This window comes from Desulforhopalus sp. IMCC35007 (assembly GCF_005116575.1).
Classification (GTDB): Bacteria; Desulfobacterota; Desulfobulbia; order Desulfobulbales; family Desulfocapsaceae; genus Desulforhopalus_A.
Genome location: NZ_SWCN01000028.1, coordinates 33,577 through 58,177, shown reverse-complemented (window position 1 = coordinate 58,177; position 24,601 = coordinate 33,577). Strand labels below are relative to the sequence as shown.

18 protein-coding genes, 1 rRNA gene and 1 pseudogene are annotated in these 24,601 nt (G+C 44.9%); 14 read left to right on the top strand and 6 right to left on the bottom strand.

Features of this window, described 5'->3' with window-relative positions; translation table 11 throughout:
• The 3 genes and pseudogenes from rrf to FCL48_RS21545 form a co-directional block, all read left to right on the top strand.
• Positions 1 to 104, top strand: a 5S ribosomal RNA gene (rrf, locus tag FCL48_RS21555); the annotation flags it as partial.
• Positions 105 to 884: 780 nt separating this feature from the next.
• Positions 885 to 1,541, top strand: a pseudogene (locus tag FCL48_RS25985) (sugar phosphate nucleotidyltransferase); the annotation flags it as partial.
• A gap of 429 nt (positions 1,542 to 1,970) precedes the next feature.
• Positions 1,971 to 3,260: an IMP cyclohydrolase gene (locus FCL48_RS21545; protein WP_136875560.1), complete on the top strand. Its 1,290-nt coding sequence runs from the start codon at positions 1,971 to 1,973 to the stop codon at positions 3,258 to 3,260.
• Between the two features lie 115 nt (positions 3,261 to 3,375).
• On the opposite strand, the gene FCL48_RS21540 is transcribed toward FCL48_RS21545, so the two are convergent.
• From FCL48_RS21540 to FCL48_RS21530, 3 genes are all read right to left on the bottom strand, one after another.
• The gene (locus FCL48_RS21540; protein WP_169309320.1) at positions 3,376 to 4,230 is read right to left on the bottom strand and encodes a divergent polysaccharide deacetylase family protein; all 855 of its coding nucleotides are present in this window, start codon (positions 4,228 to 4,230) and stop codon (positions 3,376 to 3,378) included.
• Positions 4,231 to 4,425: 195 nt separating this feature from the next.
• Positions 4,426 to 5,418, bottom strand: a complete 993-nt coding sequence (locus FCL48_RS21535; protein ID WP_136875556.1) for a polyprenyl synthetase family protein — start codon at positions 5,416 to 5,418, stop codon at positions 4,426 to 4,428.
• 42 nt (positions 5,419 to 5,460) lie between these two features.
• Positions 5,461 to 7,425 (bottom strand): ATP-dependent DNA helicase, encoded by a 1,965-nt coding sequence (locus FCL48_RS21530; RefSeq protein ID WP_136875554.1) that lies wholly within the window; start codon positions 7,423 to 7,425, stop codon positions 5,461 to 5,463.
• Positions 7,426 to 7,622: 197 nt separating this feature from the next.
• On the opposite strand from FCL48_RS21530, the gene FCL48_RS21525 reads away from it, so the two are divergent.
• The gene (locus FCL48_RS21525) at positions 7,623 to 9,452 is read left to right on the top strand and encodes an ATP-binding protein (protein WP_169309319.1); all 1,830 of its coding nucleotides are present in this window, start codon (positions 7,623 to 7,625) and stop codon (positions 9,450 to 9,452) included.
• Positions 9,453 to 9,527: 75 nt separating this feature from the next.
• Here FCL48_RS21525 and FCL48_RS21520 read toward each other — a convergent pair whose 3' ends face one another.
• From FCL48_RS21520 to FCL48_RS21510, 3 genes are all read right to left on the bottom strand, one after another.
• Positions 9,528 to 10,928, bottom strand: a complete 1,401-nt coding sequence (locus FCL48_RS21520) for an MFS transporter (protein WP_136875550.1) — start codon at positions 10,926 to 10,928, stop codon at positions 9,528 to 9,530.
• Between the two features lie 93 nt (positions 10,929 to 11,021).
• Positions 11,022 to 12,227 (bottom strand): hypothetical protein, encoded by a 1,206-nt coding sequence (locus FCL48_RS21515; RefSeq protein WP_136875548.1) that lies wholly within the window; start codon positions 12,225 to 12,227, stop codon positions 11,022 to 11,024.
• Positions 12,228 to 12,423: 196 nt separating this feature from the next.
• Positions 12,424 to 14,163: a VCBS repeat-containing protein gene (locus FCL48_RS21510; protein ID WP_136875546.1), complete on the bottom strand. Its 1,740-nt coding sequence runs from the start codon at positions 14,161 to 14,163 to the stop codon at positions 12,424 to 12,426.
• A gap of 486 nt (positions 14,164 to 14,649) precedes the next feature.
• Between FCL48_RS21510 and FCL48_RS21505 the strand changes: the two genes are divergently transcribed.
• From FCL48_RS21505 to FCL48_RS21460, 10 genes are all read left to right on the top strand, one after another.
• Positions 14,650 to 15,051, top strand: a complete 402-nt coding sequence (locus tag FCL48_RS21505; protein ID WP_136875544.1) for a hypothetical protein — start codon at positions 14,650 to 14,652, stop codon at positions 15,049 to 15,051.
• A 255-nt stretch (positions 15,052 to 15,306) separates the two neighbouring features.
• Positions 15,307 to 16,581: a glycosyltransferase family protein gene (locus tag FCL48_RS21500; RefSeq protein WP_136875543.1), complete on the top strand. Its 1,275-nt coding sequence runs from the start codon at positions 15,307 to 15,309 to the stop codon at positions 16,579 to 16,581.
• 21 nt (positions 16,582 to 16,602) lie between these two features.
• On the top strand, positions 16,603 to 17,868 hold the full coding sequence (locus tag FCL48_RS21495; RefSeq protein WP_136875541.1) for a glycosyltransferase family 4 protein: 1,266 nt from the start codon (positions 16,603 to 16,605) through the stop codon (positions 17,866 to 17,868).
• Between the two features lie 13 nt (positions 17,869 to 17,881).
• Positions 17,882 to 18,514, top strand: a complete 633-nt coding sequence (locus FCL48_RS21490; RefSeq protein ID WP_136875539.1) for a histidine phosphatase family protein — start codon at positions 17,882 to 17,884, stop codon at positions 18,512 to 18,514.
• Entirely contained in the window at positions 18,511 to 19,674 is a 1,164-nt protein-coding gene (locus tag FCL48_RS21485) for a glycosyltransferase family protein (RefSeq protein ID WP_136875537.1), read from the top strand. The genes FCL48_RS21490 and FCL48_RS21485 overlap by 4 nt, the downstream gene beginning before the upstream one ends.
• Before the next feature lie 4 nt (positions 19,675 to 19,678).
• Positions 19,679 to 20,470: a DUF2334 domain-containing protein gene (locus tag FCL48_RS21480; RefSeq protein ID WP_136875535.1), complete on the top strand. Its 792-nt coding sequence runs from the start codon at positions 19,679 to 19,681 to the stop codon at positions 20,468 to 20,470.
• 209 nt (positions 20,471 to 20,679) lie between these two features.
• Positions 20,680 to 22,176 carry a carboxypeptidase M32 gene (locus FCL48_RS21475; protein WP_136875533.1) on the top strand — a complete coding sequence of 499 codons (1,497 nt, stop codon included), beginning with the start codon at positions 20,680 to 20,682 and terminating at the stop codon, positions 22,174 to 22,176.
• Between the two features lie 501 nt (positions 22,177 to 22,677).
• Positions 22,678 to 22,872, top strand: a complete 195-nt coding sequence (locus FCL48_RS21470; protein ID WP_136875531.1) for a twitching motility protein — start codon at positions 22,678 to 22,680, stop codon at positions 22,870 to 22,872.
• Positions 22,873 to 23,124: 252 nt separating this feature from the next.
• A complete protein-coding gene (locus FCL48_RS21465; protein WP_136875529.1) occupies positions 23,125 to 23,775 on the top strand; it encodes an ABC transporter permease in 651 nt (216 codons plus the stop codon).
• 25 nt (positions 23,776 to 23,800) lie between these two features.
• The gene (locus FCL48_RS21460; protein WP_136875527.1) at positions 23,801 to 24,538 is read left to right on the top strand and encodes an ABC transporter ATP-binding protein; all 738 of its coding nucleotides are present in this window, start codon (positions 23,801 to 23,803) and stop codon (positions 24,536 to 24,538) included.
• Positions 24,539 to 24,601: the final 63 nt, after the last annotated feature.

Sequence of the window (24,601 nt, the reverse complement as noted above, 5' to 3'; positions counted from 1 at the left end):
GCAAAGAGGATCCACCCGTTCCCATTCCGAACACGGAAGTTAAGCTCTTTAGCGCCGATGGTACTGCACGGGCGACTGTGTGGGAGAGTAGGTCATCGCCGTATCTTTACACCAATCCCCAATCAACATTTATGTTGATTGGGGATTTTTTTTATTCTATTAACGACTGGGATTACACGGAAAACAGTGCAAGGCAGGATGGGTACATATTCCCTTCCCCACCTCAGGCACAACTAGTTTTACGGTGGTCATAGCAAAGAGGATCCAGCCGTTCCCATTCCAAGCACGGAAATTAACTCTCTCGGAGTCTCGCCCCGCTCCCTTACCTACCTCTCTCGGAGTCTCACTTCGCTTACTTACCTGGTGCTCTCTTCTCATTCGATCAAATTTTTCATTCTCTTCAGCAAATTCCTTTAAATGACAGCTCCATCAATCTGATCAGTAGCCAATATTTCAAGTTTAAAGTATGTGTTGTCAAAAGTGAGAATTTGACGAATGGATTGTAATTTTTCTTTACATTCAGAAGCTGTGCACGATTGATATAATATCCGTCAACCCTTTTATCTGAAATACTTTTTGACTATTTTCCCCCCTCAGGTAAATTCGTTCTGCACCTGGCTGACAGGACTCCAATTGACGATTCTTTGATCGACACTCATATTATTAATTCCTAAAAATAGATCTTGATTATGGTATAGTGAAATCTTCAGATTTGATTTATTTTTTGCAAAATGACCATGCTCAGATATTCACAGGAAAGAAGCTTGCATTGAAAATAGGTTTTTAATATATATCTTAGCCAAAGCTTCCAGCCTGTTTTTGAAATTTCATTTCCATAGTAGCCTATTACCATCTACATAATTTTTTATGCCTTGAGCTCACTAATGAATCAGAATTTATCTATTATTATCCTCGCTGCCGGCAAAGGCACGAGAATGAAATCGCAAAATGCAAAAGTTCTTCACGAAGTGTTTTATGCACCGATGATTGAACATGTACTCCATGCAACAATCCAATTACATGCAGAAAAGACTGTAGTCGTCGTTGGTCATCAACAGGAGCGGGTTAAAAATCAACTTTTATCTTTTGAAGTCATTTTTGCTGAACAAACCGAGCAACTCGGAACGGGTCATGCTGTACTATCTGCTGAAAAAGCTCTTGAAGGGGTTACTGGTACCATAATGATTCTTTGCGGAGATACCCCCCTTATTCGCCCGCAAATGCTTGAAGAGCTCCTTGAATTCCACCGTTTGAATAACTCTCACGTTACCCTTCTCACAACTCATCTCAGCGATCCGACGAATTACGGCAGGATTATCTCAGATCAAACTGGCAACATCCTTTCGATAGTAGAGCAAAAGGATGCCAACGATGAACAGCTGCGCATTTCTGAAATTAATGCAGGGATTTACTGTGTAGATAAACAATTCCTTTTCTCTACGCTTCAGGAAGTTGGCACCAATAACAGTCAGGGCGAAGTCTACCTTACAGACATTGTTCACTTAGCTGTCGCTAAAGGCCTTCGAGTCAAGAAATATACAACGTCTGACACCATTGATGTTCTTGGGGTAAATTCACGTTTAGAGCTCTCTTTAGCCCAGACCGAATTACAACTGAGAAGAAATAAAGAACTCATGAGCAATGGTGTGTCCATGATTAATCCCGAAACAATTCGAGTGTCCAAAGACTCCGATATTCTTGCAGACTCCTTGATTGAGGCTTGCGTACAGATTTGCCAGGGGTCGGTAATAGGACGGAAAACTGTCGTTGAAACAGGTGCAGTATTAAAACATTGCCGGGTAGGTGATGGAGCAATCATAGGAGCCCATTGCTATCTCGTCAACACAACTGTCGATAAAGGCGAGTCTGTAGCTCCTAACACAACCTGTATTGCATAGATTATACGTACCGTTACATTCATCTGTCAGTTATCCTACGGCACTACTCTACAAATTTATGAGGACTATTGTATGAGCGATCTAAAAAAAATGTATTCTACTATTCTTGGCGACAGTTTTCCTGCCGATATGACGATCTCTTTTGGCAACCAGAAACTTATCTACAAAAAGAAAAGCTGGGGAATTAAACAAGATGACGACAGCATAGATGAACGTGGCGTACGCTATGGGGAAAATCCAGATCAGGAAGCTGCTCTCTATGAACTGGTTAATGGGAATTTGACTCTAGGAGATTGTAAATTCATTGAACCAGGCAATGGTCTCGTCTCGGCTATCAAGGTAGAAGACATGCTTCAGGTTGGGAAGCACCCAGGGAAAATCAATCTAACCGATATCGATAACGGCCTTAACATCATTAAATACTTAATGAAAAAGCCAGCAGCGGTCATTCTAAAGCATAATAACCCCTGTGGTGCTGCTTGGGATACCGACCTCCCCACGGCTTTTCACAGGGCTCTCAGGTGTGACAGGATTGCGGCCTTTGGCGGAGCTGTGGTACTTAACAGAACCTGCGATGTTACTACTGCCGAGTTGCTTGCAAAAAATTACCTTGAAGTGGTCTGTGCTCCTGACTTTGCTGAGGGTAGCCTTGATATTCTTAAAAAAGCTAAAAACCTTCGAATAATACAAATCTCTGATATTTCCCGGCTCGCTGATTTTGAAAAATACCGTTTTGTTGACTTCAAAAGTCTTATTGACGGAGGAATAATTGTTCAACAGTCGGCTGTAAATTCTATCCGTTCAATCAATGATCTCAAAGCGGCATCTGCTACCTGGAAGGAAAAAACATATACCTGTGAACGAAGCCCCAGCCAGCGTGAAATTGACGATATGCTCTTTGGCTGGGCCATTGAGCACGGAGTTACATCAAATTCGGTGCTATATGTCAAAGATGGTTGCACTGTAGGGATAGGAACAGGGGAACAGGACCGTGTAGGCGTTGCTGAAATTGCTGTACAAAAGGCCTATGTAAAATATGCTGATATCACCTGTTTTGATGCCCATGGTATCGGTTACGCTGATTTAGTGCTTGCGATAAAGAAAGGTCAAAGAAACATGACCGAAAAAGAAGCGATAGATGCAAAGGTTCAGCAGGACAAGGCTGGAATTCCCGGTTCAGTTATGATTTCAGATGCTTTTTTTCCATTCAGAGATGGAGCCGACGTGGGTATTGCCCAAGGTGTATCGGCGATTCTCCAGGCAGGCGGATCCATGAGAGATTTTGAAACAATTGAGGCCTGTAATGAGGCAAATCCAAAAGTTGCTATGATGTTTACCGGGCAAAGGTCTTTCAAACATTAATCTGAATCGTATTCTGCAACAATTTTGTGGCGCATCTCATAAAAATAGGGCCCGCCGACAAGTTCATCGCGGGCCTGTCATTATTTTCATGCATCTTTTCCCGTTACTTTTCCCGTTACAGTACATCGACAACACTTACATACTGAACCTTGGCTGAATATTGTGGACTGCAACTCCTCAGCGCATCTAGTGTTGCAGCATGAGGATGAGCAATTCCTATTCCAACGCCACCTTGGAGGGCCGTAGCTACAAGTTTATCAAGCTGGCCACAGATATGTTCACGGGTAAGTATATTATCGAGGAAAACGTGTCGTCTGGCGCTTCTTATCCCCTGTTCTCGAGCACTTTCCAGGCCAACACTGTTCGAACTTGTATAGCTGTCTACGAAAAAAAGCGATCGATGTCCCAGTTCCGTCATTATTTGGATCATGGCATTTTTATCTTCGGTGAATAAAGATCCCATATGATTATTAACACCAACAGCATGGGGAACTTCAGCTAGGCACCGACGTAATTTTTGTAGCTGCACCTCAGGGGAATCGCTTACAAGCAGTGCTCCTGGTCCGGGATCAAAGGCTGCTGAGTTTGGCTGAAGTGGTAAATGGAGAAAAACAGTCTTCCCCTGCGAATAGGCACGTTGTTCAAGTATTTTAGTGTAAGGCGCGTAGGGGAGAAAAGACAAAGTAAGCTCAAGGGGCATATCTAAAAGTTCTTCTCCTAAAGCTAGGTTGTAACCAATATCATCAACAATAACGGCCACTTTTGGTAACGAAACTTCTCTTCGTAATTTTTCTATATCGGCCACAAGTGCCTCTTTTTCCTTACTGTGGCCCTCTTCTTTACTTTCTTTGTTGAGGTCCTGTGTTTTGTACTTTGGAAGAGCAACTGGCGGGTCTGGTTCTTCAAAAACAATATTGTTTTTAAGTGACGGCATGATTTCCTGGGCAAAAACCGTGCGAAAAAATATCACATACCCTGCTGTACAAAGAGAGAAAATGAGGAAGAGAAATAACAAGATAAAGAGAAATAATCGTCCTGCACTTGGAAAGAGCCAATTTTTTTTGCTGGATTTCTTTTTCCTTTGTCGGGATGTTGTTTTGCGCACAGCCATTAGTTCCAGGCCTTGAAAAAATTGATCATCTCAATCACAACCGTTTGCAATCGTTTATTTATCCCTTTTGAGGATAAAATAACCAAGGGCCTGTAATAGCTCGCATTCACCACGAACGTCGAGTGAATCAAATGTTCTAAGCTCGTTGCATGCATTTTGAATCGCCCTTTCTGCGTGTTCTCTTGCGTCAGTAAAGCCATTATTGCGATTTATGACCTTAATGACGGTCTTGAGACCAATATCTTTATTTTCCGTTCCTGCCTTTAACGCCTGCATCAAAAGCATTTTGTCAGCACTGTCTGCCTTTTGCAGCGCAAGTATCAGGGGGAGTGTCATTTTACCTTCAGCAAGATCATTGCCAACGGCTTTACCTGTTTTAGCAGAATCACCAAGATAATCTAAAATATCGTCGATAATCTGGAAAGCACAGCCGAGATTTTCACCATATTTTCTAAGGGCTGTAACAGATTTTTCGTCAGCACCCGCAAAGATTGCTCCCACCTCACAGGCTGCTGCGATCAGCAAACCAGTTTTTCCCATGATAGCATTATAGTAATCAATCTCTGAGAGGTTGTGTTTTTCTGCATTCTGGAGTTGCATAAACTCACCATCAACCATCCCCTTTGTCGCTCTGCAAAAGCTCGCCAGCCCCTTGCTTCCAGCATATTCAGAGACAAGAGCCATGGAATGAGCGTGAAGAAAATCACCTGCTAAAATGGCTGCAACTATGTCAAATTCTTTGTAGACGGCGGGCTTTCCTCTTCTGGTAGCAGATCCATCGATGATATCATCATGGAAGAGTGTCGCTGCATGGAGATATTCAAAGGCCATCCCTAGCCTGTAAGCGTCCTTTGATCGATTGCCGCACAATCTTGAACAAATTACGACAAGCAGTGGACGAACACGCTTACCTCCATTGAAAAGGCCATAATCCAAAACCTTCTGCAGGAGAGGGTCAGTTTCAGCTCCCATTGATGCAAGGTCTGCTCGCATATAGCAATCTATCTCAGCAGCTTCTTTCTTTACAAGATCCAGCAGGTCAGTCATAACATTGTCTATTTTAATTAGGTTCCCTTCTTTGATAACAAATCAACAGTTTGAGGAAAAAAAGTTTCTCACATCATTAAGCTCACGGGTAACAGGAGCTGGTGGCAGGCTTTTCAAAAAGGTACGCCCGTAGCCCTTTGTATATAACCGAACATCCATAATTGCGACAACACCAGTATCGGTAACAGAACGAAGAAGCCGCCCCACCCCCTGCTTAAGGGAGAGAACCGCCCTTGGAACCTGATATTCAAAAAAGGGGTTCCCCCCCTCACTGCGAACCCGCTCAATCCTCGTCTGCAACACGGGATCTGTGGGGACCTCAAAGGGCAGTTTATCTATGATAACACAGCTCAGAGACTCTCCACTGACATCAACACCTTCCCAGAAACTGGCAACTGCAATAAGAACACTGTGTGTCTCTTTTCTAAATGTATCCAGAAGCGCATTTTTAGCCGACCTTCCCTGCACTAAAATCTTATAATCAAGCTCAGTTTCCAGAAAATCGGCGATATGGTCCATATTTTTAAAGCTTGTGCACAACACCAGCCCTCTACCTGCACTCGCTTTCAGAAGTTGTGCAACTCTATTGCCAAGTTTCTCCTGGTATCTCTGGTCTATGGGCTCTGGAAAAGTCCGTTCAGGGACATAGATAAGAGAATTATGCTCATAGTCAAATGGAGAGGTGAACTGAAGGCATCTGGTTTCCTCCCCAAGGCCAAGTCGCTTTTTAATATAGGAAAAAGATGTCCCGGTTGAAAGGGTTGCCGACGTCATTATACAGGCTTCAACAGCGTTATACAGGTACTCTGAGAGAAGGTTTGAGACTTCTAAAGGCGTTGCTGACAATGCAACGGACCGCTCACGTTTTTCGTACCAGCGAATCAGCTCAGTTTCCTCCTGCTCTGATTTTATGGCAATATCTCTGAGTTTCTCAGCCAGTTCCTCACTCCTTCCGGCAAACGACGACCAGGCTTCACCGTATTTGGACAAAGCGGTCATTTCCTTTGCAAGATGCTTAAAACCAGTATTTACAAGATCAACCTCCTCAAGCCAGGCCTCCGGGCTTATCTTATCAATAAAGGTATCAAGATAAAATCTTCCCAATTCCTTAGGGAAAAGAGCCGCGAAGTTCTCTCCTCTTTTGCGTAAACCGGTTAACTGTGGCAGCAGCGTGTCTATCTTTTCTGCCGAAAGATCATTCTTGGCCTGCTGCTCAATATCATTGAGTAGATCAATTAACTGATAATGGCTAAAACTGCATGAGAAAAAAAGACTGGCCACATCTTCAATATGATGAGCTTCATCAAAGATCACGGTCTCATAGCGGGGTAATATGTCGCCAAAACCCTCTTTTTTTAGGGCGAGATCAGAGAAAAAAAGATGATGATTGACAATCAGCAGACGCGCAGCCCCTGCCTTTCTTCGTAGTTGAGTAATAAAACACTCGGCTCCATCCGGGCAATTGCTCCCAAGACATTGACTTGATCTTGCTGATATCTGCGACCATAAATCACCCTTCTCTCCAAGCCAGCCCAATTCCGCTTTATCTCCTGTAGAGGTGGTCTTCAACCAATTGTCAATTCTAGCCACGTCGGAATCAGCACCAGCAGAAAGTTGTGGATTGGATCGATACTGATACCATCTGTAAAGACAAAGATAATTTTCCCTGCCCTTTACACAGACAACCGGTAGATCTTCCCCCACAATTTGTTGTATAAGAGGAATATCCTTAAATATTATCTGATCCTGCAAATTCAGTGTGGCTGTCGATACAACAATCTTTTTCCCCGATAAGACTGCGGGAATAAGGTATGCGAGAGTTTTTCCGATTCCTGTTTCGGCCTCTATCACCAGGCATCTTTCGGCTGGCGTGGCGCTTTTCTTTCCCAGAGACAGCACTTCTTCAATAGCAGCAGCCATCAATTGCTGTCCCTCACGGGGCTGAAAACCGCTCAAGACTTCGGCCAGATAGCCATTTTCACCAAATATATCATTTAACTGTAACATGTATTCACCGGGTAGAGAGCAGGGCCTACTATACACCAGAATATCGGTACTCGGCATACGAATTTCGATCTTTCCCGCTTCAACTCTAAAAATATTCGTACACCATTGCTTTTTTTTGCTGTACTGTAAGATTCTATGCTACAAATATGAGAGACAATCTCTTCATACCTCAATTTTACTTTAGTTGCGCTGAAGCCATGGTTGAATTTCATTTTACACAACCTCTTACAGGAGATAGTCCTGTTCAACTCCTCGAAAAAGATGAGGTCGTAGCGGTTGTCGACGACTCCCAAGAGATTACTCTTCTGCTTTCCCACTACCTTAACAGTCAGGGCTTTACCGTTGTACAGGCAGCAAGTGCCGCAGCATTCCAGGATCTATTACAATCAAAAAACATTGCTCTTGTCCTCCTGGATATTGGCCTTCCGGACCGTAACGGTAATGAACTGCTCAAGGACATTGTTCCTGCCTATCCTGATCTTGGAATAATTATGGTAACCGGTACTACGGATATAGATATTGCTCTCGGTTGCCTGCGTCAGGGAGCCGATGATTATCTCACTAAGCCGGTCTCTATCAAGGATTTTTCCCGGACTGTTCTTAACACTTTAAAAAAAAGAAGACTTGTCATTAACGGTCGACGCTTTCAAAAAGAATTGGAAATGACCAACAACCGACTGCGCTTTCTTCATCAACTCAACTATAAAATTAATACTGTCTACCTCAACGTACGCGAGTTGAAAGCTATTCTAAAAGCCATCCTTATCGGAATAACTGCCGATGAAGGTTTACGTTTTAACCGAGCCTTTCTCGCCCTGTTGGACAAGCAGACAGGACGTCTTAACGGGCACATAGCAATTGGGACCTCATCAAGGGAGATGGCGGGTCAGATATGGGAATCCATTAAACAACAGGGTCTTCAATTCGATGATATTCTCAACAGCGGCCTAGGAGATCAGAACCCCACCGACCCGATCACTGAGAGTATCATTAAATCGCTCAGTGTTTCTACCGCCGACCAAGATAATATCCTTGCCCATGCTCTGCGGAATAAAAAAACAGTCCATGTGGAGCAAGGCCGGGCAGAAGGCTGCCACGTTCCTTCATCCCTTATTGAAATTCTACAGCAATCCTCTTTTATCGTCACACCACTCTATTCACCGAGTAGGTCCTTTGGGGTAATTATCGTTGATAACTTTATAACCCAGGCCCCCATTACCCCGGCAGATATTACCGATCTGGAAATATACGCCAGTCAGGCCAGCCTTGCCATCGAACATAGTTATCTGTACGAGGAAATGGCTCACAAAATAGCCGAACTCGAGTCGGTTACCACAGAGCTCAAAAAAAATAAGGACCTTCTATTAAAAGCCGAACGGACCATCACCATCAACCGAATCTCGTCCCAGCTTCTGCATGCTCTCAGAAACCCTATCACCTCAATTGGCGGGACCGCCCGGTTGCTCACGAGAAAATCAAAGGATCCTTATACCACAGAGTTTTTAAAAATAATTACCGGAGAAACGGATAAAATAGAACGGACTCTCGAAGATCTCTTTAGCTACGCAGAAGAGAGTGAACTGCCTCCAACACCCTTTCATCTTTATTCGATCATAAGAGAAACGGCTTTTATTTTTTACTCCCGCTTCAAGGATTATAACATCGAATATGAACTGAAGCTGGATGAGGCCGGTCCCCTGCTCTGTCTGAACGAGAATAAAATACGCCAGGTATTTTCACATTTAATACGAAACAGCACGGAAGCGATGGTTCAGGGTGGCAGGCTAACAATTGAAGGTATTGAAAGAGAAAACAACGTAACAATATGTATTAGCGACACTGGCCCCGGAATCCCGGAAGAACTTCTACAACGCGCAATGGAACCTTTTTATACAACAAAAATGTATGGGAATGGGATGGGACTCGCTCTGGTCAAACAAATTGTAACAACTCATAACGGGTCATTTTCCTTGGAAAATAACCAGCCCCACGGCCTTAAGGCAACAGTAACTCTGCCAAAACCTTAACCTTCACAAAGTGAAAATGATGCGGAACGTTACATTTCTTTTACAAAAATCAGCCCTGTCATTTACCACGAGGATTTAATCACGCAACAATGAGATAAGACATGCACTCAAGGACAGTGCGGCAATACATTTGAGGGTTGCACCAAACGCTATGACAAACTGTGCGGTATCAACATCACTTTTACTGAGGAGCATCAAGCCGTTAACGCTAAAATAAGAAAAAAGAACAGTAGCAAGCGTAGCCCCAACCACCATGCCAAAATTCCTGGCCGTAGCTAATATTCCCGCAGTGGCTCCTATGCAGCCATCTCCAACCTTAGAGAGGACAGAAGCACTGTTTGGCGAGAGAAAAATTGACTGGCCTGCTCCCATTGCAGCCAGAAGTGATAAGATCCACCAGACAGAACTGTCGGCAGAAAGTCCCGAGAGGCCTGCCAACGCAAGGCAACTGACCAACAGTCCAAATGATGTGAGGTATTTTGCCCCGATTTTGTCATACAAGAACCCTGCCGTCGGTGACAAGAGGACCAGGGTTCCTGGGACCGCCATCATAGCCAGCCCAATTTGTTTACTGGAAAAATGCAGGACATAGTCAAGATAAAAAGGGATGAGCACAAGGACACTGAACAGCGAAAGAAAAGAAAAACCTGCTGTAGTTACACCGACCCAATAGTAGCGATTACCGATAAGAGACAGGGGTAAGATAGGATGCACAGTACTTCGTTCTACATGGACAAAAACAACAAGTATAAGTATTAATACAGTAAGTTTGATCCCAAAAGCAATAAACCCGGTTTGATTCACGCTTTGTAAAATATTCAGACCCAAAGCCACAATAGCGACCCAACAAAAACTCCCTCCCCAATCAAAAGACTCTGGTTGCAGATTTGTACGATGATGCAGTTGAGATCTGAAAAGAAGGAAACCAAGCAAACTGACAATCAGGCTCACCAGGCCTAAAAGTAAGAAGATGCTTTTCCAGAGGAAGTGATTCAACAAATAACCACAGACAAGAGGCCCGGTCAATAAACCGCAGGCGGTTGCGATGCCGACGATACCAAGATTGCGGCCAAGGTTTTTTACCGGGAAAGAAATCTTGATGAGAGCAGGCCCGGAAGCCATCATCATTGAGGCTCCAAGTCCCTGAATAAATCTTGAGAAAAGAAGAAAAGAAAAACCGCCGGAAAAAAAACTTAACCACGCTCCCATTGAAAACACGAGCAACCCGCCAAGATAGATATTCTCTAATCCCTTTCGGTCAGCAATTCTTCCCCAGAAAACAAGTGTAATTGTAATAGTAAGAAGATAGATAGTGACAATCTGTTCTGCCTCTTCAATAGGTAGACGATAATAGCGCATAAGGGTGGGGATGGCGATATTTACCATCCCACTATCCAAAGTGGAGAGAAAGACCCCGGCCATAACCACCAATAGAGCAAACCACTTCATTTCTTTTCTCTCTGAAAGTGATTGCATATAAGCGGTGTCTCCTTAAAACACAAAAAAGCCCAGTGGATTCATCCACTGGGCTTTGACAACTACGAGGCGTAATACGTGGTATTTCTCAAATTAGAACTTCAGAGATACACGAACACCACCCTCGAACACATCATCATCACCAACAGCGTCGCCTGCTACAAGGTAAGCAAGAATGAACTCAGCATTCAGGTTATCCATGAGTGCATAGGTAAGTTTACCATCGAATTCAAGACCGAGTTCGTCTTCACCCATTGCATTATCTTCAGCGAGCATTGCGTACCAAACGTCGGCATCAAATGTCAGTTTGTCCATTGGCTTAACAGTAACACCTGCGTTGAAAGCTGCAATGTTTGTGATACCATCAGCAGGAGAACCGGTAGGTGCAGTGTTATCGAATACGCCAAGGCCTAATATCTCAGACCAGTAGTAAGAACGACCTCTTGGATTCATGAATGCATCATCGCCAGTTGCATAGAATGCTTGACCATGAGCGATACCCGCATTGGCACCACCAGCAACCAAGAATGCATCACCATCTACATCCTGAATGGTGTAACCGTTATAGATAAAGGTACCCCAAAGAGATACAGCATCCATCTTCACGTCTATGTCAGTACCGACGAAGAAATTATCCATATCTCCTGCAGCTGTGGAACTGGTTACCACAGTCTCCAATGGCTCTCCAATTGCAACTACTACATCCTCAGTTGTATCCGTAGTACCACTGCTTGCAGCATCGTATACAAAGTAAGGGCTCATGGAAATAGCATCGCTGATCTTAACAGAGGCAACAGCACCAAAATAACCGCGATCAAAATCCGCTCCACCACCATCTTCAGTCTGTACAGCAATGTAGAAAGGAGTCACACTTACATTGCCAAAATTACCTGTTACCATGATACCAGAGAAATCATCATCAAAGAGGAAACCGCGGGCAATAGTTGCACCCTGGATACCCAATTTAACATTGGTTGTGCCAAGATTAAAATCAGCATATGAGTTCTTCACTCTAAAGGTATCACCATCAGCTCCGATATCTCCACCGTTGTCATCACCCCAGACAGAGTTGAACTCAAATTTATTAACAAATTTGAAGTCATCGTTGAATTTCGCGGTATAATAGAGACGGGTACGATTGTCCATACGCCAGTAATCAGAACCTTGAGTAAAATTATCCTGATAGAAAGCACGTGTACGCCAGTAACCACCAAACTGACTCTCAACAGCAGAGGCGGTAGTTGCAGCAACACCACCAGCGACCATAAGGCCTAAAGCCGAAGCAATTATCTTCTTCATTGTTAAATTCTCCTGAGTATTTTTCTAACCCACAAGCGGGCCGTTTATCCTTTACCGAAGCTACAGCATGTATTCACCAAGACAATTGGTAAACATCCGGTAAGTTTCTTCCTTCTTTCGCCTGTACGTTAAACCTGCCAAAACTCTTTGTCAAGATTTTTTTACTCAGAAGTATAATTTTTTATACTGATTTTTTTTATTTATTATCAGACTGTTTTTTCTTGTAAAAATCCAGGTCGTAAAGGGTTAGCCTGGTATCACTCATGCCAGGAAGTAAACCAACAAAGGATCCACTGTATGGCATATTGACAACATAGAGCCTTCCACTCCCGGTGTATATACTCTGAGATTCAGCCTGAACATCTTGAGGGGGCTCTGTTTTCTGGAAAAGATAATCTACAATATATCCTTTGTATTGTCCGGTCCTCCAGGCTTCCGTCAGTTCCGAACCATTCCAGGCCAGACCAACCACTGTACCACCATCGTAGGATCGTATTCTTTTGAAAAAACCCAGCATGCCACTTTTATTTTTATTGACCACAACCTCAGATAAGCCGTCCTTGTCAACATCAGTCACCAGGATTCTTGCTGGTACAAATTTGAGTTCCCTGTCAGCGTCTTCATCAACAGAAAGACCTGTTTGCGACTGTTCATCAACTGCAGCCCCCTGGCTTGGCCCTATATAAGTTTTACTTCCACCAAAGGTTTCACTACTTACCCAAAGAAGCTCATTGTCATTACTAAAGACCCGGAGTTTCTCATCATTATCGAGCATAACCAGTTCTGCCCCCTTCTTGCCATCAAGCTCTGCGTAAGAAAAATCAAAGAGATCCACACCATCTGGGATAGGCAGTAATTTTTTTTCTGTGAGACTGAAGTCCTTGTTGAGTTCTAACTGATAAACTCCTTTTCCAATAAAATCGGTTTTGGTTCTCCCGCGCTTTTGTCCGGCAAGGATCAGGTTCTCTGTGCTGTCTTTCATCGGTCTGAGATACCAGCCGATTTCTTGAGCCATGGTTGTAAAACCACTTGTTTTACTCCAGACGACAATTCTTGAAGCGACCCGTAGTTCATTCGTCGCACTGATATATATCTCCAGCTTGCCATCTGCATCGATATCAGCCACATTAAGAGCATGCCCCCGTAACCCAGGGGGTAATTTCATTTCATCGACTGGAATAATTTTCCTTTCCTGACTTTGATAGATATTTAACGTTGAAGGGGTAAGACTTATCAATTCATCCGTTCCATCTCCATCGATATCTCCAACAGCACAGGCTATCATCTCGCCGGAAACGGATAAAGTTTTCTTGATTCCGTTGGCCTTTGCCTCAATTCCGTGCAGATCCGACTCGACAATCGTTCCGCTATACAGACCCTTTTTGTACTCCACTTCTGGATGTTCTGTCGTAAATCCGGAGACACTCGTATCAACAGCCGACCTCCCTGCCCCGTCAGCACTTCTCTTGCCAAACATTTTTTCTACAATCTCTGAAATAAGAGCATCACAGTCAGAAATAATATCATCCTGTTTCTCTGATATCTTGGAAAAACTCAGTACTTCCTTCGTCGTGTCAAAGGGATACATTGTAACCTGGACATTGACGCCCTTGGCAAGAGCGTAAATCGCACCCGTTACCAGGTAATCCGCATCCCCTTCAATCAAGGATTTCGCCTTAGAATTCTTCTGCGCAAGTGCCGCGAGCTGTTCTTTACTCAGGACACGATCAATAACCTCAATATTATCGTCTGAGGCCAGCCGGCTCATGATCATGGTCCGCACACTATCCCTTAAGTAAGCATATTTTTGTGCTGATTTGTTATCGAAGCTTGAAAAAATCAGCTTATATTCTTTCCCAGAATCGGCAGCAAGAACCACCCCTGTAAAACCCTGAAAAAAACCCATGCAAAGAATGATGATAAAAGATAAACGCATGCCTTCACCTGATAAATATTGATGCAGTACGCTTCAAGGAAGCGAAACTGCGGTATCTGTAATTTACAAAACTATCTATATCTTACTTCCGTGTTACTGGCAAGGCTGTCTACAGCTATTTTACACCTCTATAAGTAGAGTTACACTACGATACAAACGACTCTTCTCTCCTTGAATGATGACCTCTTTGAAACACTGACACTGGTGGTTTTCATAGCGAAATCCCCTTGACTTTTCCGGAGAATCGATACAAAATGTACACATAATATATGATAAATATCTGTCTACTTTTTCAGGTTATTCTGCAACAATTCAAGACGTATCTCCCGTGATTTCAATGAGATTAAAAACCCTCATCATATTTTCAATCGCTCTCAGCTGCTGCTGTACAGGTAAACTGCAGGCAGAAGAAAGAAGTACACACCATGCATACAGGGTAACATCCTATAACCTTGGAGCAATACTCGATTTTCATAAAAAAAATCAGTGTTTGATTCGAATAATTTCAAACCGCTCATGATCACCTCCAGCACAGCGGACATACTCAATAACGAGCTGCACCCCACTGTCTCCTGGGTGGAAACGGTCCCACACACCAGTTCCAGTAAAGGCATTGCAGTTTCAGCCGAGTATGAGGCGAGCGAGAATTTCTTAGTCACTGGTGCTTTTGGAATGACGAAAAATCTCTGGGCACCAGAGAGCATAGACTATGAAAATGAGGCCAGCTGGGAAGCCAATCTTGGTTTTATCTACAAGCTCGTCGACAATCTCTCCTACGAACTCCACTTTGGTTACATGGATACAGGTAACCTCTTTACAGACCAGTCTTCATATTCCGATGTAGAAAGCATTATTATGGTAAGCAATAGAATTACCATGAGTTTCTAACAGAAAGAACCTTTACCCACCCCTTCACCAAAAACTGTTCTGTTCTTTCCTTTTCACCGGCTTGACTTCTCTTCTCACTTGGAATAATAATCATCTTCAGTAAAAATAGAGCTTTACTCTTTCCAGAACTCGCATTTATGTAACAGGCATTGACAGTATGTTGGGGAACGCGTCAAACTACTCCAGCAAAGTGTAACCTTTACCGCCTGTTTTCTTTCCCTGAGGGGGAGTGTACATATTACCAAGGACCTCCTGATGACTGCGCTCTCCACTCTATCAAACCAGGATAATAAAACATACAATATACTGATGTATTCCCATGATACCTATGGGCTCGGCCACATCCGCAGAACAATGGCCATCGCAAATCATCTGCGCGACAAAAACACCAACGTTCTGATACTGACGGGCTCCCCCCTTGCCGGTCGTTTCAAATTCCCAGAGCAGGTAGACTTCGTCAGAATTCCCGGGATGATCAAGCACACCAACGACGAATATAAATCTCTTTCAATCAAAATTGACGAGAAACAGGCTCTCTCCATTCGGACCAATATAATATTAGCCACAGCTCAAACCTTTAGACCACATCTGTTCATCGTAGATAAGGAGCCACTCGGTCTAAAAAAAGAAGTTCTTCCTACATTGAATTGGTTTAAGAATGAAAGTCCTGAAACCAAAACCGTCCTCGGGCTCCGTGACATACTCGACGACTCAACTGTTATCCAGGAGGATTGGAAAGAAAAAAACGTATACTCCTATCTTGATGAACTCTACGGAGAAATATGGGTGTATGGAAATCAGGAAATCTATGATCCCATCGAGATGTACAACATTCCTGCCTCCATACATGACAGGGTCAAGTTTACCGGCTACATCCCCAGAAAAACTCTCAGCAACAAAGATAAAAAGGCAGTCCGGAGACGCTATCGAATTATGGAGGATGATAAATTCGTCCTGGTCACTACCGGCGGAGGCGGTGACGGCTTTGAAATGATCAACCATTTCCTTGAAATGCACGACTATTACCCAAGCTCTCTGCCCTTTAAGTCCATAATTATTACAGGGCCCTTCATGCCGAAAAAGGCTCGGGAACACTTAAAAAAAAGAGCAAATAAATTCGGTATAAAAGTACTCCCTTTTCATCCACGAATGGAGGAACTGATGGGAGCCGCTGATCTTGTTATTTCCATGGGCGGCTACAATACTATCTGCGAAATACTCACCCAGCAGACGCCGGCACTCATCATCCCCAGAGAATACCCAAGAAAAGAGCAGCTTATCCGTGCAGAACGGCTTAAAAAGCAAGGTCTTCTTGATTTCATTCCCTGGAAAGAAGTAACGCCACAAAATCTACGGGAGAAAGTGTTCGACCTGATAAACCAGCAGGACGCCTATGTCAAAAGTATAAACTCGTTTGAGCTCTCCGGCCTGGACACAATGCTTGCCAGACTCACCGCTTTCAAGAACATTGAGGCAATTCCGGCCCAAACAGAAACGATCACCCAATTGGAACCTTTCGCCTGCCTATAACTCTTTTCTTCATATCCTCCAATGAACCAGTATAAAACCGAATCTACACCAAAAACTCTTGCCTATATTCTCAAAGGCTACCCCAGAATTTCAGAAACATTTATCTCCAACGAAATTCTTCTCCTTGAAAAACTTGGCTTTCAGATGCACCTGTTCCCGATGCGGCAGCCACGAGAAAATTTTTCCCATGCCTCAGTCAAGAAAATCAATGCAGAGGTAAGCTACCTGCCAACGGAACTTGGCGAAAACCTCGTAAAACTCCTTATACCGAACCTCCTTCTTGCAATCAAACATCCTAAGCGCTTTACAAGGACTGTACGACTGGCGGCACAGGGGAGTACTACAAACCGACTGGCAACGCTTAAACATTTTCTCCAGGCAGGCTACATGAGTTACTATTTCCTTATGGAGAATACAGATATTACCCATCTTCACGGTCACTTTGCCCATTCTCCAACCTCTGTCACCCGCTTTGCCTCATCATTTTCAGGAATCCCTTACAGCTTTACTGCCCATGCCAAAGACATTTACACATCCAAAAAGGACAAGCTTCGCCAGAGAATTCAGGAGGCAAAGTTTGTTGTGACCTGTACCAAACACAATCAGAAATACCTTGAGGAGATAAAGGGGGATTGTCCGACCCCAATCCATTGCATTTATCACGGCATCGACCTTGACCTTTTTCAAAACAGCACAGGTGAAAAAATACCAACAGAACCCCATCAAATTTTTACTGTTGCCCGACTCACTGCAAAAAAAGGCTTGCCAACAATATATCAGGCTCTCGCCCTGCTTAAACAAAAAGGACTCAGCTTCACTCATACCTTGATCGGGGATGGAGATGACCGGGATCAGATAATGGCACTCATCAAGGACCTTGATCTGGAAAAAGAGTGTCACTGGCTGGGAACCCAGACCCATGAAGAGGTGTTGAAACAGTTTAAAAAGAGTGATCTCTTTGTCCTTGGTTGCGAGATCGCGGCAAATGGTGACCGAGACGGGATTCCAAACGTCATTGTTGAGAGTCTAGCCATGGGTATCCCGGCTCTCTCCACCCATGTTTCTGCTCTTCCTGAAATACTTGTCCATGAACAGACCGGACTCCTTGTCCCGCCCAAAGACCCTGCTGCCATGGCCGAGGCCATGGAACGTATTCTCACAGATCAGGCCCTCAGAAAAAAGATCATTACCGAAGGTAAAAAACGGGTCACAACCCAGTTTGACAATAAACTGTTAATCCAAGAACTGGCGCAGATATTCCGCAGTCAGGTGCCTGAACTTGCTTAGTTATGGATGACAAATGACGAGAGAAATTCCAGAAAAAACAACTCTTATTGGTCTTATTCGACACGGCGAAACCGAATGGAATACCCAAAAAAGAATCCAGGGTTCAGGTAATTCTCCCCTCACCCCAAAAGGGGTCAGCCGAACCAGAGAATGGGCCAGGACACTGCAACAATGGCCGTGGGACCAGATACATGCCAGTGATCTCGGTCGGGTTAAACAGACGGTAACTATCCTCAACAAAGACCTGCAACTCCCTGTTTTTTTTGATGAGAGGCTCAGAGAACAGCATTGGGGTGAGTGGGAGGGTCTCACACTTTCTTCAATTAAGACGGATCACAGAATTGAACTGGAAAGACAGGTCGCCAGAGGCTGGGAGTTTACCGCCCCCGGTGGAGAAGCCAGAAGCAGTGTACGCAACAGGGTTTTTGCCTGCCTTGAACAGATCGTGACAGAGGCACCCGGAAAAAAGATACTTGTTGTCTGTCATATGGGAATCATAAAAACCATACTCTATCACATAAGTAACCGCGCTTTTCGCCCCGAAGAAACAGGTTTTATTCAGAACAACCTGTTCCACATCATCAGCGGTGACCAAGACGGATTTAAGCTTGAATGCCTGAATATTCCAAGACAGAGTAACGGATGAAAATTTCTTATTACTGTCAACATGTCCTCGGCATCGGGCATCTTCGCAGAAGCCTTGAAGTAGTAAAATCTCTGATGAAAGACCATGAGGTCACCCTTATCCTCGGCGGCCCTCCGGTATCAATTGACACCACAGGTTGTAAAATCCTGAAGCTGCCGGGTCTGCAGATGGATAGAGAATTTAACAACCTCATTCCATCAGACAACAAGCTCACTCTTGAAGGTACCAAACAAAAGCGACAAGAGCTTCTGTACAACCACTTTGTGTCCTCAACACCGGATTGTTTTATCACAGAACTATACCCCTTTGGCCGAAAAGCGTTTCGCTTTGAACTCGACCCGGTTCTGACAGCCATCAAATCAAAGGAACTTCCAGAGTGTAAATGTATCTGCAGTGTCAGAGATATTCTTGTAGAAAAAACACAGGGAAAAGAAAAATTTGAAAAGAGGGTCATTGCTACACTCAACAAATATTATTCGGCCATCCTGGTCCACGCAGACCCTGCTGTTGTTGAACTCAGCGAAACATTTGAGCCGTTAGCTGAGATCCAGACACCACTCTACTACACCGGATATGTCAATGAAACATTAACTGCAAGCAACAGATCCATTCGCAATGAGGTGAATATGGGCCAGCAGGATAGCCTTATTGTCGCAAGTGCAGGAGGGGGAAGCGTTGGCAGCGAATTGTTTTTTGCCGTCATCTCGGCCTTCAAAGGCCTACTCAAGACCTCTCCTCTTGCGAGACTGCAAATTTTTACTGGGCCCTACTGTGACGCCCAAATGTATGAAGATCTTGTGGCACACACCTCAGAAAATATTAAGGTCGACCGTTTCAGCAACTCCTTTACCGACTGGCTGATGGCAGCTGATCTCTCTATTTCCATGGCGGGCTACAATACCTGCATGAATCTTCTGCAAACTGGAGTTCCCGCTCTGGTACTACCGTTTACCCAAAACCGCGAGCAGCATCTTCGCGCCAGCAAATTGAGTTGCGCTGCGCCGATAGAGGTCCTCGATAAAACAGACCTGAATACGGAAATATTACTGGCCAAAATGATCCGTCAGCTCCAACTTCAACACCAAAAAACGTCGGTTCAGCTCGACGGCGCCGCTCGTAGCCTTGAGATAATCAATACGCTTCTCACAATAGGTAAGTAATCAAATGACCAGACCCTCCTCACAAATTTACCGAACCCGCCTGCCGGACCTACCCAGACAGCTGATAACGGCAATTGACAAGGGCTGTCAGAGGAGCACTACACCTCCTGTTGTTTTTTTTCGGGCAGACGATATAGGAATCCCCTCCCGACAATTCTCCCAGCTCATAGAAATTTTTCATCGCCACCGTATGCCGCTGTGCCTGGCAACCGTGCCCGGCTGGCTTACACCTGAAAGGTATAAGGAGCTGAAAATACTCACAGGAAACTCCAAAGAACAATGGTGCTGGCACCAGCATGGCTATGTGCATCGCAACTTCGAACCTAAAACCATGAAAAAACAAGAGTTTGGTCCTGGAGTATCGGCAACTGGAGCAATGAACATCACAGCTCGCCTGTTACGAGGAAAAAAAAGGCTCGACAATATTTTAGGGGATCACAATCAGCCTGTCTTTACTCCACCATGGAACCGCTGCAGCAAGGACACCCTCGACGCCCTGCAGCAACTGGGCTTCAAGGCAGTTTCAAGAAGCCTTAGGGCAAAACCACCAACCACTCGAGCGTTTCCAGACTTCCAGGTGAGCGTTGACCTGCATACCAGAAAAGAAGCTACCGCTGAAGAAGGGCTCCACAAGCTGCTGGCAGAGATTGAAGAGGGACTCACTTTAGACAGATGCGGAATAATGCTCCATCACCAGAGAATGAATGGTCGCGCGGTGGCACTGCTCGACACGCTTCTCTCTTGCCTTAAACAGGCACCCCAGATCTCCTTTGTCCATTTTGGAGATCTTCTGTGAGATACCCCTGTGGTAATTTGTAACAAGACTAGCCTGTCAACTCATGACAACGACTGGTTTCATCCCTATTATCAGAAAAGTCACAGCAGCATACGATATTTTTACATATGTTCATCCATAAAAGGGTAAATGGGTGAACGGTCAAATATCCAACGCCCCAATCCCCGGAGTGACCAACTCCATAATCATCTTAACCATAGAAGTGTCCGATGAATAATTCATATAAAAAACTTGTTGACCAATTCAGTAAACTTGCCCATCTCGAACATGCACTCACCTTTCTCCAGTGGGACCATATGGTCATGATGCCTCCAGGGGGTAACACCCCCAGATCTGCAGCTATTGCCGAGCTGACGAGCTTGCACCACCAAGAATTGACATCATCCAAAACAGGTGAACTCCTGGATCAGGTAACAGCTGAAACAGCGGTAGAGGAGCAGAGTATAAAAGAGATGCGCCGGGAATACCAGCAGGCCGTTTGTCTCCCCGCAGATCTTGTAAGGGCGCAATCCCTGGCCGGTTCAAAATGTGAGCATGACTGGAGAAATCAGCGCCAGCAAAACGACTGGCCCGGATTTTTGAAAAACTTCAGGCCTGTCGTCCTCTTGGCACGACAAGAGGCCCAGGCAAGATTTGATGCTGCGATCGAGCCGCTTGCAAGCCCCTACGATGCCATGCTCGACCTCTATTGCGCCGGGGACAGTGCAGGCTTTATTGCAAATATCTTCACCCGCCTGAAAAAAGAACTCCCCAACCTGCTCCAGGAGGTGATGGAAAAACAGAAACAGAATCCAACCAGACTAGCGACGTCTTCCTACCCCATCGAGGCACAGAAAGAACTCAACCGGCAGCTCATGAAATCCCTTGGTTTTAATTTTGATCACGGCAGGATGGATGTCAGTGCCCATCCGTTTAGTACAGGTTGCCGCGGTGATCAACGCATTACTACACGGTTTCGGGAAGGGGATTTCTTAGACGCCCTCCTGGCAACAGCCCATGAGACCGGACATGCCAGCTATGAAGACGGCCTGCCTGAACAGTGGGACAACCTGCCCATCGGCCATGCCCGCAATCTCTCCCTCCACGAAAGCCAAAGCCTGTTCTTTGAAAAACAGATTTTTCTCTCGGCCCCGTTTATCCATTATTTCACCTCTTTTATCCATACCCATCTGCCCGAGACTCTGAAATATAGCGGGAAACAACTCAGAGACGCAGCAATCTCAGTTCAACCAAGCTATATACGGGTGGAGGCTGACGAGGTAACCTATCCCCTCCACGTTATCCTGCGCTTTGAAATTGAAAAAGAACTGATAAATGGTCAGATCGAAGCAGAAGACATCCCTGAGCTCTGGGACCATAAAATGACAGAAAGTCTTGGCCTGTCTACAAAGGATAATTACAAAGATGGCTGCATGCAGGATATGCACTGGACTGACGGTTCTTTTGGTTACTTTCCTTCATACACAATGGGTGCACTCAACAGCGCACAGTTTTTTGCAACCATAAAAAAGACCTTCCCGGACTGGGAGAAAAACCTTCGTGCTGGAGATATCTCTTTTATCAGAAGGTGGCTCAAAGAAAACATCTGGTCAAAGGCCTCCAGTATGGCTGGACAGGACATTATTATTTCAGCTACTGGCGAGAAAACAAATGCGAATTTCTTTCTCAGCCATTTAAGAGATCGCTACCTGAAAGATCTGTACTAACCACCATTATACGGCGAAAAAAATCGAGATGGACACAAGACAGCTTGAATACTTGAAATAACAAGAATTCAAGCTGCAAGTTTCAAAAAACCAAAACGTTGAACCGCATCTTTTCATCAACGCTGAAATTCATATAACTGGACATGCCTTCAGCGCCAAGAACTGTATAAATATTTTTTATGCTGTAAACGATCGGCCAAAAACACTGTGGCAGTTGTTATCCACACTCTTTGCCAACATAGAGATTGGAACAGCCATCGGTTGCAGACACACCGGCTGCAACACCTGGGGTCTTTACCCTCTTGGGTCATAAGCAGGCTGAGCAAAACATTTCGAAACGAGAAAACAGATGTGCCGTAAGGCTATACGGCCACAATATTTTTTAAATTTATCTCAATGATTTGCACCTCTTGCCCGTACTGTTGTATACTTTCAATGGTAAGGCTTAAAAAATACTCTCAACTCTCTCACTATGTTACACAAAAGGAGTAACTTTATAATATGGAATTGACAAAAAACCAGGCAGCATTGATTCTAGATGCCTCAGAAGATGGCGAAATTACCGTTGATATTGCCTTATCAGATGAAGCAAATCTCGCAGGAGCTCTCTGTCAGGCTATTGCGACAAAGCTGATGAACGATGAGAATTTCCAGACGGAGCTGATGCAGATGGTTGAGGGTGATACGATGAACTAAAGTTTGCAAACCTCATCCGCCCACCGGCTTATCCACTGGTGGGCCCGGCTTTGGCAAGCAAAGCATCTCTCTAAAACAGCTTCACCCGCCGGGCCTCCCTCTCCAGCTTTACAGCAGTATGATGCAATATTCCTCTGAAATCTCTCAACATTGACAACGACCAGATAAGCAGCTAGATTTATAGGTTAGTACAAAACTGCCATCCCTTTGGCGACACCCCAATTTCTTTATTCGCAGAAGGCTGTATAAGATATGAGCCGCTTAGTTGCCCTACCTCTGTCGAAATCCCTCCAGATGGCCTACCAGTCTATCAGAGTTCGCTTTTTCAGGTCCCTGGTAACAACAATGAGTCTGGTACTGGCGGTAGCATTTCTCACCTTCATCCAGACAGGTAACGACATGGCATCAGGCCTGCTCCACTCCGGAGAACCAACGATGGAGAGAAATCTCAGCAAGGCAGGCTACGACATCAACCCGGAAACCCATGTCATCGAGAGCTCGGCCAAACAGCGCTGGATTGTTTTTCTCTCCCTTCTTACCTGTGTAGTGGGCATCATCAACGCCCAGCTGATGTCAGTGACGGAACGATTCAGGGAGATTGGAACCCTCAAATGCCTTGGCGCACTTGACCGGTTCATCGTGCGAATTTTCGTCATTGAGGCAACTCTGCAAGGGGTAACAGGAGGATTTGCAGGCGCTCTTCTTGGCGGTGGCGTTGGAGTGCTCTCTACACTTATCAAATTTGGGTTATCCTCTTTCGCTTTCATTCCCTGGTCAACCATCGGTCTGACGATGTTCTATGCAATGTGCATCGGCACAGTGCTCAGCCTCGTTGGCGTGCTGTATCCCGCCATTGTCGCCTCAAGAATGCAGCCGGTTGAAGCCATGCGTGTTGAGCAATAAGTCAGTTGTAGAATAAGGACAGGTTATGAGCGAAAGTAAAAATATCGTCAGGGTCTCCGAAGTCACAAAGGATTTCGATCTCGGCAAGATCGTGGTCAAGGTGCTAAAAGGTATAAACTTGCAGATCGAAGCCGGGAAATATATATCCATCATGGGCCCATCGGGTTCCGGGAAATCGACTCTTTTTAATATGATCGGCGGCCTCGACAAACCGACAAGTGGTAAAGTCTTTATTGACGAGGTGGATATAGCCCAGCTCGACGCCTACGAACTGGCCTGGCTCCGCTGTAGAAAAATCGGTTACATTTTCCAGACCTTTAACCTTATTCCTGTGATGACAGCCCTTGAGAACATAACGATCCCCATGACCTTTGCCGGAATCTCCGCAGACGATGCAGCCAAACGTGGAATGGCACTTCTTGATCAGGTGGGCCTTGGGGGCCGGCATAGTCACCGTCCATCGGAACTGTCCGGAGGTCAGCAGCAACGTGTTGCCGTTGCCCGGGCTCTGGCTAACAGCCCTTCTATTATCCTGGCCGATGAACCTACCGGTAACCTTGATCTCAGTACTGGAGAGGATATCATCAAGCTCTTAAAAAACATGAGCCTTGAACGTGGGGTCACCGTTATCTCCGCCACCCACGACTACAAGATGCTCAACGTTTCAGATCAGGTCATCTGGATCAGGGATGGGAGAATTGATAAAATACAGGAAAGGGATGAATTGGATATCAGAACCGGCGGTCTTGAAAGTGCCCAGTAACCACCTGCTCAAAAACCTCTTTGTTACCCTCTTTTAAGGACTCAGACGGGGAACACTGTTAAC